This is a genomic window from Microbacterium sp. p3-SID336, from assembly GCF_025143365.1.
In the GTDB taxonomy this organism is placed as follows: domain Bacteria; phylum Actinomycetota; class Actinomycetes; order Actinomycetales; family Microbacteriaceae; genus Microbacterium.
Map to the genome: position 1 here is coordinate 1 of NZ_JALXPE010000085.1, position 12,434 is coordinate 12,434.

General features: G+C 71.4%; 10 protein-coding genes. 2 read left to right on the plus strand and 8 right to left on the minus strand.

Features of this window, described 5'->3' with window-relative positions; genetic code table 11:
- The first annotated feature begins 64 nt into the window (after window positions 1-64).
- Window positions 65-961, plus strand: a complete 897-nt coding sequence (locus M3C17_RS17815) for an A/G-specific adenine glycosylase (RefSeq protein ID WP_259979339.1) — start codon at window positions 65-67, stop codon at window positions 959-961.
- A gap of 18 nt (window positions 962-979) precedes the next feature.
- Here M3C17_RS17815 and M3C17_RS17820 read toward each other — a convergent pair whose 3' ends face one another.
- The 6 genes from M3C17_RS17820 to M3C17_RS17845 all read right to left on the minus strand — a co-directional run bounded on the left by M3C17_RS17820 (window position 980) and on the right by M3C17_RS17845 (window position 9,105).
- Window positions 980-3,109: a helix-turn-helix transcriptional regulator gene (locus M3C17_RS17820; protein ID WP_259979341.1), complete on the minus strand. Its 2,130-nt coding sequence runs from the start codon at window positions 3,107-3,109 to the stop codon at window positions 980-982.
- Window positions 3,110-3,215: 106 nt separating this feature from the next.
- Complete coding sequence (gene rbfA / locus M3C17_RS17825) at window positions 3,216-3,641, minus strand: 30S ribosome-binding factor RbfA (protein WP_259979343.1); 426 nt, start codon at window positions 3,639-3,641, stop codon at window positions 3,216-3,218.
- A 103-nt stretch (window positions 3,642-3,744) separates the two neighbouring features.
- Entirely contained in the window at window positions 3,745-6,486 is a 2,742-nt protein-coding gene (infB, locus tag M3C17_RS17830; RefSeq protein WP_259979345.1) for a translation initiation factor IF-2, read from the minus strand.
- Between the two features lie 94 nt (window positions 6,487-6,580).
- Window positions 6,581-6,835, minus strand: a complete 255-nt coding sequence (locus M3C17_RS17835) for a YlxR family protein (protein ID WP_311198455.1) — start codon at window positions 6,833-6,835, stop codon at window positions 6,581-6,583.
- A 60-nt stretch (window positions 6,836-6,895) separates the two neighbouring features.
- Complete coding sequence (gene nusA, locus M3C17_RS17840) at window positions 6,896-7,879, minus strand: transcription termination factor NusA (RefSeq protein ID WP_259979348.1); 984 nt, start codon at window positions 7,877-7,879, stop codon at window positions 6,896-6,898.
- A 185-nt stretch (window positions 7,880-8,064) separates the two neighbouring features.
- On the minus strand, window positions 8,065-9,105 hold the full coding sequence (locus M3C17_RS17845; RefSeq protein ID WP_259979350.1) for a TIGR00730 family Rossman fold protein: 1,041 nt from the start codon (window positions 9,103-9,105) through the stop codon (window positions 8,065-8,067).
- A 145-nt stretch (window positions 9,106-9,250) separates the two neighbouring features.
- On the opposite strand from M3C17_RS17845, the gene M3C17_RS17850 reads away from it, so the two are divergent.
- The gene (locus M3C17_RS17850) at window positions 9,251-9,751 is read left to right on the plus strand and encodes a pyridoxamine 5'-phosphate oxidase family protein (RefSeq protein ID WP_259979351.1); all 501 of its coding nucleotides are present in this window, start codon (window positions 9,251-9,253) and stop codon (window positions 9,749-9,751) included.
- A gap of 25 nt (window positions 9,752-9,776) precedes the next feature.
- On the opposite strand, the gene M3C17_RS17855 is transcribed toward M3C17_RS17850, so the two are convergent.
- The gene (locus M3C17_RS17855; RefSeq protein WP_259979352.1) at window positions 9,777-11,537 is read right to left on the minus strand and encodes a proline--tRNA ligase; all 1,761 of its coding nucleotides are present in this window, start codon (window positions 11,535-11,537) and stop codon (window positions 9,777-9,779) included.
- 47 nt (window positions 11,538-11,584) lie between these two features.
- A complete protein-coding gene (locus M3C17_RS17860) occupies window positions 11,585-12,355 on the minus strand; it encodes an isocitrate lyase/phosphoenolpyruvate mutase family protein (protein ID WP_259979354.1) in 771 nt (256 codons plus the stop codon).
- Window positions 12,356-12,434: the final 79 nt, after the last annotated feature.

Here is a 12,434-nt window from a genome sequence, read left to right on the forward strand (position 1 = left end):
CGGCTCCACCCCGGTCGTGAGCGTCACCTCTCCCCCGTCGTCAGCGCTCGCCTAGGCTGGCAGGATGCCCGCTCCGCCGTCTTCCGCCGCGACGCTGGCCGGGCTGCCGTCCTGGTACCGGCAGGCCGCGCGCGACCTCCCCTGGCGGCGCGCCGCGTTCCACGAGGAGTTCGGCGCCTGGGGCGTGCTCGTCAGCGAGTTCATGCTGCAGCAGACCCCCGTGAACCGGGTGATCCCGCATCTCGAAGCCTGGCTCGAGCGGTGGCCGACCCCGACCGCGATGGCCGCAGCGACGACGGCCGATGTCGTCCGGCAGTGGGCGAACCTCGGGTACCCGCGTCGGGCGCTGTGGCTGCACCGCGCCGCAGTCGAGGTCGTCGAGCGCCACAACGGGGTCGTCCCCCGCGAGGTCGAGTCCCTGCTCGCGCTCTCCGGCATCGGCGACTACACCGCGCGCGCGGTCGCCGTGTTCTCCTACGGAGACCGTCACCCCGTCGTCGATACCAACACGCGCCGTGTGCTGGCCCGCGCCGTGCTCGGCAGGGCCCACCCTGCGGCACCCGCGCGGCGCGACCTCGCTCTCATGGAGTCGCTGCTGCCCGCATCGGTCGCCGAAGCCGCCGTGGTCAACGCGGCGGTCATGGAGCTCGGCGCCACGGTCTGCACAGCCCGGGCCCCGCGCTGCGCGCAGTGCCCGCTCGCCGAACGGTGCGCGTGGCTGCAGGCAGGCCGCCCCGACACCGGCGACGAGCGGCGACGGCAGGCCGTGTACGAGGGCTCCGACCGCCAAGCCCGCGGTGCGGTGCTCCGCCTCCTGCGCGAAGCGGCGCCCGACGTCGTGCCGCTCACCGCGGTGATCCCGGAGTGGCCCGATCCGCAGCAGCGCGACCGGGCGATCGACTCCCTCATCGCGGACGGGCTCGCGGAGGCCGACGGCGAGGGGCTCGCCCTGCCGCGGTGAGCGTCGGCCGCCACTTTCTCAGAGGTGGCGCTCGATGCGATGTGCGAGCACCGTGAGCTCGACGCGATTGCGCACCGAGAGCTTGCCGAAGACACGGCCGAGATGCACCTCCACCGTGCGCACGGACACGCGCAGCTCCTCGGCGATCCGCCGGTTCCCCGTCCCGCGCACGGCGAGCATGGCGACGTCGAGCTCACGCGCGGTGAGTCGCCGCGACCAGACGCGCCGGCACACGGCGAGCTGCTCGAGCGGCGGCACCACCTGCGCGGCCGTGGCCTCCAGGCGGTCGAGCCGGTTCCTGGCGGCACGCGCCCACGCCGTCGCCCCGGCGGCCTCGAACAGCCGTTCAGCTTGCTGCAGGTGGGTGCGCGCGGGCAGGTGGTCGTCACGCAGTGCGTGCTGGATGCCGAGCATCGTCTCGACCCTGGCGCGTGCGAACGGCGAGCGCAGCGCACGCGCCGCCTCACGGACGGCATCGCGCTCGGCGCACCAGCTGCCGTTCCCGGCGGTCGCGATCCGGACGCGCAGCTCGTGCGCGGTCGCCAGCTCCGGCGGCCGCACAGCGACGGGTCCCGCGAGGACGCGAGCGGTCACGGCGACCTCATCCAGGCCCGGTACCGCCAGGAAGGGCTCGGGTGCGCCGTGATCCAGCCAGAGCTCGATGGCCGTGGCCGCGTCGTCGAACGATCCGGCGAGGAAGGACTCGATACCGCGGTCGACCAGCACGTCCATGCCCACCGCAGAGGGAGCGACGGCCGTGAGTGCACGCGCGACCGGGCCGAGGGTCCCGAGCACGGCGAGGTCGAGCCGTCGGGCGAGCACCACGCCGAGCCCCGCGAAGGGCAGTGCGACCGGCAGCTCGACGGCCGCCCGGCGCAGGCGCTCGCGCGCCGGGCCGAGGTCGCCCTGCCACGTGAGCAGCAGAGTCTCGGCGACGGCGAGGGCGGCGCGCACGACAGCACTGCGTTCGAAGCCGGACGCCAGCGGGTCGGGGCTCGACGCCACGAACGACGCCTCCGACCGCAGCAGTCGCAGGCCGTGCGCGAGGTCGCCCCTGCTCGCGGCGCGGAGGGCGCCCAGCAGCGTGCCGCACACCGGACCACGGCCGTCTGCGTCCTCCACGTCGACCTCTCCCGCGAGCAGCCAGCTCAACGCCACCACCGGTGCGCACAGCCCTGTGTCTGCACCAGCGCACGCGGAGCCCCGACGCACCGCGTCGAGCCAGGAGCGCATACGGGTTCGGTCGCCGCGCTCTGCGCACAGCACAGCGGCCACGGCCGCCGCCCGCGTCCACCATCGCCAGTCCGCCGGGTCGCCCGTGCTCGGCGCGACCAGGGCCGGATCGACCTCCGGCACCGTGCCCTGCAGCTGCGCCTGTGCGGTGAGGAGCCCGGCGAGGGCGCGCAGCCGCCGGCGCTCGACGGCATGAGGGAACAGGCTTCCGAACCATGCCGCCGCATCCGCCGCATAGCCCTCCGCCAGCGCGGCGGCGCCCGCGAGGAGCCGTGCCTCGTCGCGGGCTTCTCCGTCCGTGTGCTTCGCCGCCTCCCTGGCGAGCAGGAGAGCGCGGCCGTCGTCGCCGCCACCGGCCGACCGTCTGGCGGCCGCGATCAGTCGCGCCGCCGCCTCGGGTTCGCCGACCAGGGAGGCTCTGGCCCGATGCCAGGCCGCCCCCTCACGGTCGCCGCGCCGAGAGAGGGCCGCGGCCACGCTGGTGTGCATCCGCGCCGCCTCGTCCGCGGTCGCCGTTCCCAGGATCCAGACCGCGGCACGGGGGTCGGTGAACCGCATGCGACCGGCGTGGATCGACAGGAATCGGCCGACCGGGCTCGACGCCAGCTCGCGAGCACCGCGGCCGTCGACGACCAGCAGGGTCGCGAGTTCGTCGCCCCTCATCGACGCCGCCGTCAGCAGGGCGAGACGATCCCTCGCGCCCAGTTCGACAGCGGCGAACTCCCGCTCGATCGCAGGGACGAGGGGCAGCGGCATCGGAAGCTCGCGCAGACCACGACGCTGGTCGACCGTCAGACGTGCGACCACCTCGGTCACCGTCGCCGCGTCCGCGGTGAGCGTCGAGGCCAGATTCGCGACGACGTGCGGGGCGCAGCTCAGCTCGCGCGCGTGCAGCTCGTCCAGCAGCAGTTCCACGACCGCGGGCGCGACGAATCGCCCCCCAGTCGTCGCCGTCGCCTGAATGCCGATCCCCCAGATCCACCGGATGTCATTCCCGCGAACCCGAGGGTATCAAAGCGAATCAGTCCTCGTCGTCGTCCGAGCGGTACGGATCCGCGTCACCGGCATGGGAGGCCGAGGAGGCGAGCTTCGCCACGGCCGCGTCGCGCTCCTGCGCCTCACGCAGAAGCGCGCTGATGTGATCCGCGTTCTCCGGAAGAGCATCCGGGATGAACTCCAGCGTCGGCACCAGTCGCGTGCTGAGCTGACGCCCGACCTCGCTGCGCAGCATCCCGGTGGCGGAGGTGAGCGCGGCGCCGCTGGCGATCCGCTCCTCCTCGGTGCCGAGCACCGTGTAGAACACGGAGGCGTGCTGCAGGTCGCCGCTCACACGGACGTCGGTGATGGTCACGAACCCGAGCCGCGGGTCGCGCAGACCCTTCTCGAGACGCTCGGCGAGGATCACGCGGATGCGGTCCGCGAGTCGTGCCTGTCGTTCACCAGCCATTGTTCCTTCTCCCGCTTCTGTGAGCCGCGGTGTCGTGCGAACCGCGGAGGCGGCTGCCCCCTCCCCCGCGTGGGGGATGAGGACAGCCGCCGGAGCCGTCGGATCAGCCGCGCGGCTTCTCCACCATCTCGGTCGTCTCGATCTCGTCGCCGACCTGGATGTCGTTGTACTTGCCGAGGCCGATACCGGCCTCGTAGTCGGTGCGCACCTCGGTGACGTCGTCCTTGAAGCGACGCAGCGACTCGATGGCGAGGCCATCGGCGATGACGACGCCGTCGCGGATGACACGCGCCTTGGCGTTGCGGGTGATGGTGCCCGAGCGCACGATGACACCGGCGATGTTGCCGAACTTCGAGGAGCGGAACACCTCGCGGATCTCGGCGACACCCGACTGGACCTCTTCGTACTCCGGCTTGAGCATGCCCTTGAGCGAGCTCTCGATCTCATCGATCGCGTTGTAGATGACGGAGTAGAAGCGGATGTCCACGCCCTCGCGAGCGGCGCGCTCACGCGCCTTCGTGTCGGGGCGGACGTTGAAGCCCACGATGATCGCGTTGTCGATCGTCGCCAGGTTCACGTCGGACTCGGTGATCGCACCCACACCGCGGTGGATGATGCGCAGCTGCACCGAGTCGTCGACCTCGATCTTGAGCAGCGACTCCTCGAGCGCCTCCACGGCACCCGAGACGTCACCCTTGATGATGAGGTTGAGCGACTCGACCTTGCCCTCTTCGAGCGCACGGGTGAAGTCCTCGAGCGAGATGCGCTTGCGGGCCTTGGCCAGCTGGGCGTTGCGCTCGACCGCTTCACGCTTCTCGGCGATCTGGCGGGCCATGCGGTCTTCCTCGGTGACGATGAAGACGTCGCCGGCACGCGGCACGGAGTTCAGACCCTGCACCTGGACCGGACGCGACGGCGCAGCCGCCTCGACGGTCTCACCGTTCTCGTCGATCATCGCGCGGACGCGGCCGTAGGCGGTGCCCGCCACGATCGCGTCCCCGACGCGGAGGGTTCCGGACTGGATCAGCACCGTCGCCACCGAACCGCGACCCTTGTCGAGCTTCGCCTCGATGGCGACACCGCGAGCGGCCTTGTTCGGGTTGGCGGTGAGGTCGAGACCGGCGTCCGCCGTGAGCAGCACCGCGTCCAGGAGCTCCTGGATGCCGGTGTTGGCACGAGCCGACACGTCGACGAACAGCACGTCGCCGCCGTACTCCTCGGCCACCAGGCCGTACTCCGTGAGCTGCTGACGCACCTTGGCCGGGTTGGCCTCGGGCTTGTCGACCTTGTTCACCGCGACCACGATCGGCACGTTCGCCGCCTGGGCGTGGTTCAGCGCCTCCACCGTCTGCGGCATGATGCCGTCGTCGGCGGCGACCACCAGGATCGCGAGGTCGGTCACCTGCGCACCACGGGCACGCATGGCGGTGAACGCCTCGTGACCCGGGGTGTCGATGAAGGTGATGGCGCGCTCGATGCCCTCGTGCTCCGTCCACACCTGGTACGCACCGATGTGCTGGGTGATGCCGCCGGCCTCACCCTCGATGACGTTGGTCTGACGGATCGCGTCGAGCAGTCGCGTCTTACCGTGGTCGACGTGACCCATGACGGTGACGACGGGGGGACGGATCTCGAGGTCGTCCTCGCTCTCCTCCGCCAGCTCCTTCTCGAGGTCGAGACCGAAGCCCTCCAGGAGCTCCTTGTCCTCGTCCTCGGGCGAGACCATCTGGACCTTGTAACCCAGCTCCTCGCCGAGCACCTCGAAGGTGGCCTCGTCCAGCGACTCGGTGGCCGTGGCCATCTCGCCGAGGTTGAAGAGGATCGTCACGAGCGTGCCCGGCTGCACGGTGTAGCCGGTCAGGGCCTCGATCTTGTCGGCGAAGTCCGCGATGGAGGCACCGCGACGCATGCGGATCGTCTCGCCGTTGCCGCGCGTGACGTTGACGCCGCCGACGACCGGGGCGCTCCGCATCTCGAACTCTTGCCGCTTCGCCCGCCGCGACTTGCGCTGCTTGCTCTTGCCGCCGCCCTTGCCGAAGGCGCCGGCCGTACCGCCGCCGGGACCACGACCGCGACCGCCACCGCCGGGACGACCGGCGAAGCCGCCGCCCGGACGAGGACCGGCACCGGGACCGCCGCCTGCGCCACCGGGGCGACCGGGGCCGCCCGTGCGCTGCTGGAACGGGGCGCCGGGACGACCGCCCTGACCGCCGCGAGGCGCTCCGGGACGGGGCGAGCCGGGACGAGGCGCACCCGGACGCGGGGCGCCGGGACGCGGTGCCTGCGGACGCGGGATGTTGCCGGGAGTCGGGCGCTGGCCCATGCCCTGCGCCGAGGCGAAGGGGTTGTTGCCCGGACGCGGGCCGGCGGGGCGCTGCCCCATGCCCTGCGCCGACGAGAACGGGTTGTTGCCGGGGCGCGGCGCGCCGGGCTTCGGCGCGTTGCCGTCACCGGACGCGGGTGCCGCCGGAGCGGGCGCTGCCGGCTTGGCCGGGGCAGCAGGCGCTGGAGCCTTCGGCTCCGCGGGCTTCTCCGCCGCCTTCTCCGCAGGTGCGGGGGCGGCAGGGGTCGCCGGTCCGGGCTTCGGACCGGGCTTCGGCCCCGGGGTGGGGGCCGACGAGGTCGACGCCGGCTTCGGGGCGGGCTTGGCCGCAGCGGGCTCCGCGGAGCCCTTCAGCGACGGGTCGGCCTCGATGGCGGCGCGCAGCTTGCGCGCGACCGGGGGCTCGACCGTCGACGACGGGCTCTTCACGAACTCGCCGAGCTCCTTGAGCTTCGCAAGGGCGACCTTGCTGTCGACGCCGAGTTCAGCGGCGATCTCATGTACGCGTGGTTTACCAGCCACAATTCTCCTGTCTGGGTCGGTCTGCCCAGACAGGGCAGACCATTAGTCGCGGACGGGTCTCATTTCGAGCCGTTCACTTTGTTTCCATAGCCGTTCAGCCTTTGGTTCTCAGCGGATGCTGTTCGATGGTCTGCGTGTCCACTGTGGCGGACACACGGAGTGCTCGTCCGAACGCGCGTCGCCGCAGGGCGGCATCCATGCATTCCTGTGTCGGATGCAGCCACGCGCCGCGCCCCGGCAGGACGGCACGCTCGTCGATGACGAGGATGTCGTTCTGGGACACCACCCTGAGCAGAGTGGAGCGGGGAGCACGCGTGCGACAGCCGACGCACATTCGTACGGGTTCCATCTTACACCTGCGTTCCGTCCGCTCTCGCCCGCCACCGGGCGTGGCGAGAGCGGAGCACCGTCAGTCGAGGACGCTGTCCGGCTGGATGTCGATCTTGGCGCCCGTGAGCTTCGCGGCGAGTCGGGCGTTCTGGCCCTCCTTGCCGATCGCGAGCGACAGCTGGTAGTCGGGCACGAGTGCGCGCACCGCCTTGGTGCTGGCGTCGAGCACGAACGAGCTGGTGACCTTCGCCGGCGAGAGCGCGTGGGCGACGAACGTCGCCAGATCCGGGTCGTGATCGACGATGTCGATCTTCTCCCCCGCGAGCTCCTCCGTCACGGCGCGCACGCGACGACCGAGTTCGCCGATGCACGCGCCCTTGGCGTTGATCGACGGGTCGTTGGCGCGGACGGCGATCTTGGTGCGGTGCCCCGCTTCGCGCGCGAGCGAGACGATCTCGACCAGTCCGGCGGCGATCTCCGGGACCTCCAGGGCGAAGAGCTTGCGGACGAGCCCCGGGTGCGTGCGCGACACGGTGATCTGCGGGCCCTTGAGCCCCTTGGCGACACTCGTGACGTACACGCGCAGGCGAGAGCCGTGGCTGTACTCCTCGCCGGGGACCTGCTCCTCGGGCGGGAGGATGGCCTCCACCGACCCGAGGTCGACGTGGATCATGCGCGGGTTCGGCCCCTGCTGGATCACACCGGCGACGATGTCGCCCTCGCGGCCCTTGAACTCGCCGAGCACCGCGTCGTCGGCGATGTCGCGGAGGCGCTGGCTGATGACCTGCTTGGCGGCGAAAGCGGCGATGCGGCCGAAGTCATCGGGCGTCGCCTCCTCCTCGCCGATCACGGCCCCCTCGTCGTCGCGGACGACCTGGAGCACGGCGACGTGCCCGGTCGTGCGGTCGAGCGAGACGCGGACGCCCTCGGGCGGTGCCCCTTCGGGGGACACGTGCTTGGAGTACGCGGTCAGGATCGCCTGCTCGATGATCGCGACGAGCTCGTCGAACGGGATCGCCTTCTCCTTCTCGATCCCTCGCAGCAGACTCAGTTCGATGTCCATGACGGCCTCCCTATTCAGCTCTCGTCGCGCCTGAACGCACGCGCGACATCCGTACAACGATACCCTGTGCCGCCGCCGCGGGCACACGAGCGAGCGGCGGCCCTGGTCTGCGAGGCGCTGCCGGCGTCCGTCGGCACAGCGCCCGAACGACGGGCGGGCGGACAGGTGAGTCGCTTCCCCCGAGATCAGGCCGCGGGAGCGGAGTCGAGCGCGTTGATCGCGCCGATGAGGCGGAAGAGGTTGCCGACCTGGCGCTGATCCAAGTGCAGCTGCACCCGGGGCAGGTCGAGACGGTCGTCGTCGGCGACCTCGGGAGGATGCGGCGCGGTCCGCTCGATGCGCCCGGAGGACAGCAGCGGGCCGAACGCGTCATTGAGCGACGCCACCTCCGCGTCGGTCGGCTCGGCGCGAAGACGCAGCACCAGTGTCTCGCCGACCCACCGCAGCGAGTCGTAGTTGCGCCAGAACCCGGTGATCTCGGCGCGCGCCGCCTCCACGGAATCGGTGATCACCACCCGGTCGAAATCTCCGGGCGAGATCACGCCCATCGGGGCGAGGTGCTCGTCGACGAAGCGCCGCATCCCCTCCCAGAACGCCCCGCCCTTCTGGTCGAGCAGCACGATCGGCGTGGGCTCGGCCTTACCGGTCTGCTGCAGCGTGAGCAGCTCGAACATCTCGTCGAGCGTGCCGAAGCCGCCGGGAAGGCAGATGAACCCGAGCGACTCCTTGATGAGCATGAGCTTGCGCGTGAAGAAGTACTTCATCGCCACGACCTGGTCCTGCCCGGTCACGACCGCGTTGGCCTTCTCCTCGAACGGCAGCCGGATCGAGACGCCGAGCGACAGCGCAGGACCCGCACCCTCCGCCGCGGCCTGCATGATGCCGGGCCCCGCCCCGGTGACGACCATCCACCCGTCTCCGGCGAGAGCGGCGGCGACGTCCCGCGCCTGGCGGTACAGCGGGTCGTCCTGGCGCGTCCGCGCGGAGCCGAACACGGTGACCTTCGGCACGCCGCGGAACGGCGCGAACAGACGGAAGGCGTCCCGCATCTCGGCGAGTGCCGCCGAGGCGATCTTGAGGTCGAGGCGATCCGTCCCGTCCTCCCCGAGCAGCAGCGCCGTGCGCAGCATCCGCATCACGAGCCGGCGGTCGGCATGCACGCCCGCCTCATCCAGGACGGCGTTGATCTCCGTGGTGAGCGCGGCGGGCAGAGGCTGGTCAGTCATACCCCCAGCGTGTCATGACGCGGCGGGTTCGGTCACCGCAACGCCGCGGCCGGCCGTCAGGCGGGCGTCCGCCCGTGGCGAGCACGAGCGACCCCTCGTGTCAACGCCCCTGCCGTGCTCGCCGCAGCGCGGGCATGCTGACGCCATGACCGAGATCACCGGAACCGAAGCCCTCGCCCGCGTCGCCGAACTGGTGGAGGACATCGACATCACGATGCTCACCACGATCGACGAGGATGGCCATCTCGTAAGCCGCCCGATGTCCACCCGGCAGATGGACGACGCGGGCGACATCTGGTTCTTCACCGCGGAGGACACCGAGAAGGTCGAGGAGGCGCGGCGACACCACGACGTGGGACTCGCCTACTGCGACGCCAAGGGCATGCGCTATGTCTCCGTCGCCGGCACGGCGGAGGTCGTCCACGACCGCGCCAAGATGGAGGAGCTCTACTCCCCGTCGCTCGACATCTGGTTCGCCGACGGCCTGGAGACGCCCGGGATCGCGCTGCTGCGCGTCACGCCGCGGGTCACCGAGTTCTGGGAGCCCGCCAAGGGCAAGCTCGCCATGGCTGCGGGCGCGCTGAAGGCGCTCGTCACCCGCGACACCCCGGACGACACCATGGACCACGGCCGCATCGCCTGCTGAGCGGGCGCGCGGAGAGGCCGCACCCTCAGCGGAGCGCCGTGAGTCGCCCCACCGCCTCGTCGACCGAGACGGCGTCCCGCTCTCCCGTGCGGCGGTCCCACAGCTCGACCTGACCATCGGCAGCTCCGCGTCCGACCACCACGATGTGCGGCACGCCGACCAGCTCCGCGTCGCCGAACTTCACGCCGGGCGAGACCTTGGGGCGGTCGTCATAGAGCACATCGAAGCCGGCGGACTCGAGCGTGGCTGACAGCTGCTCCGCCACGTCGAACGCGACCTGGTCCCGTCCGGCCGCGACCACCTGCACGTCGAACGGCGCGACGGACGCCGGCCAGATGAGGCCCTTGTCGTCGTTGTTCAGCTCGGCGATGATCGCCAGGATCCGCGTCACGCCGATGCCGTAGGAGCCCATCGTCACCGTGACGAGCTTCCCGTTCTCGTTCAGCACCTTCAGGCCCAGAGCCTCGGCGTACTTGCGACCGAGCTGGAAGACATGGCCGATCTCCATGCCGCGCGCGAGCTCGACCGGGCCGGAGCCGTCCGGCGCGGGATCGCCGGCGCGGACGTTCGCGATCTCCACGATGCCGTCGGCGGCGAAGTCGCGGCCCATCACCACGGAGTGCGCGTGCTTCTGATCGATGTTCGCCCCGGTGATCCAGCTCGTGCCCTCGCTCACCCGCGGGTCGACGAGGTACCGGATGCCGGTCGCGGACTCCTCGCCCAGCACGGCACCCGTGGGCGACCAGGGGCCGATGTAGCCCTTCACGAGGAGCGGGTGGTTCTCGAAGTCGTCGGCGGTCGCAGTCTCGACCTCGGCCGGCGCGAACGCCACCTCCGCGCGCTTCTCGTCGACCTCGCGGTCGCCGGGGATGCCCACGATCACCAGTTCGCGCGTGCCGTCGAGGTGCTTCAGCGCCAGCACGACGTTCTTCAGAGTGTCAGCCGCGCTGAACTCGCCCTCGAGCTCGCGGTTGCAGTGCGCCACGAGCGTGTCGATGGTCGGCGTGTCCGGGGAGTCGAAGATCACGGGCGAGGCGTCGGCGTCGAACGGCACCGCGTCCGGCACGGCGGTGGTGAAGGCCTCGACGTTGGCGGCGTAGCCTCCGGCGCTGCGCACGAAGGTGTCCTCGCCGACGGGCGTGGGGTGCAGGAACTCCTCGCTGCGCGAACCGCCCATGGCACCCGCATCGGCCTGCACGATCGCATACTCGAGGCCGAGACGCTGGAAGATGCGCTCGTAGGCGTCGCGCTGCGCCTGGTAGCTGGCGTCCAGGCCCTCGTCCGAGGCGTCGAAGGAGTACGCGTCCTTCATCGTGAACTCGCGACCGCGGAGGAGACCGGCGCGAGGACGAGCCTCATCGCGGTACTTGTCCTGGATCTGATAGATCGTCAGGGGCAGGTCCTTGTACGAGGAGTAGAGGTCCTTCACGAGCAGCGTGAAAGCCTCCTCGTGCGTGGGCGCGAGCAGGTAGTCGCCGCCCTTGCGGTCCTGCAGGCGGAACAGCAGGTCGCCGTACTCCTCCCAGCGACCCGTCGCCTCGTAGGCCTCGCGCGGCATGAGCGCGGGGAAATGCACCTCCTGCGCACCCGCCGCCGCCATCTCCTCGCGGATGACCGTCTCGATGCGCGCCTTCACCCGCAGCCCGAGCGGAAGCCACGCGAAGATACCCGCCGCCTGCGGTCGGATGTACCCGGCGCGGATCAGCAGCTTGTGGCTGGCGACCTCTGCGCCGGCAGGGTCTTCACGGAGCGTGCGGAGGAAGAAGTTCGAGAGACGAGTGACCACGGCTCAAGTGTAGTGAGCCGCGGCCACCCCTCACGTCGCGGCGGGTGTCAGTTGAGCGCGGGCAGCCCACCGGGAACCACGCCGCCGCCGTACAGGCTGCTCGCGAGGTCCTGCAGCGCCGTCAGCGCCACCCGCTGCGGCAGCGGGCCGTAGGAGATGCGGGCCACGCCGAGCTTCTCGTACTCGGACGCGGCGAGCGCACCGGGGAGACCGATCACGCTCACCTTCCGCTCCCCGATCCCCTCGACCAGCTGGCGGGTGACGTTCGCGTCGAGGATCCCGGGCACGAACACGGCGGTGGCGCCCGCATCGAGGAAGGCGCGACCGCGCTGGATGGCGTCCGCGACGCTCTCGGCGACGGGGCGGTGGCCGGCACGGACGAACGCGTCGGTGCGGGCGTTCAGGGCGAACGGCACGCCCGCCTTCTCCGCGGCCTTCACGATGGCCTCCACCACGGCGACGGACTCGTCGAGCGGCTTGAGCCGGTCCTCGACGTTCGCGCCAACGACACCCGCCGCGATCGCGAGACGCGTGGTCTCTCCGGCGTCGCCGTAGCCGTCGTCGAGGTCCGCCGAGACCGGGACGGGGACAGCGGCGGCGATACGGCCCACCATGTCGATCATGACGTCGCGGGGCGTGGCGCCGTCGTCATACCCGAAGGATGCCGCGATGCCGTGTCCGGCGGTGGCGATCGCCGCGGTCTCGGGCAGAGCCGCGACGGCACGAGCCGACACGACGTCCCACACGTTCACCACGCGGAGGATCTCCGGCGCGTCATAGAGTCCGACAAGGGTCTGGGCCTTCGCTGCAGTGGTCATCCCCCCACGCTAACGCCCGCCACGGGCGCGGAGGCCGGGCCGGCGCAGCCCGCGGTGGGGGGGGGGGGGGGGGGGGGGG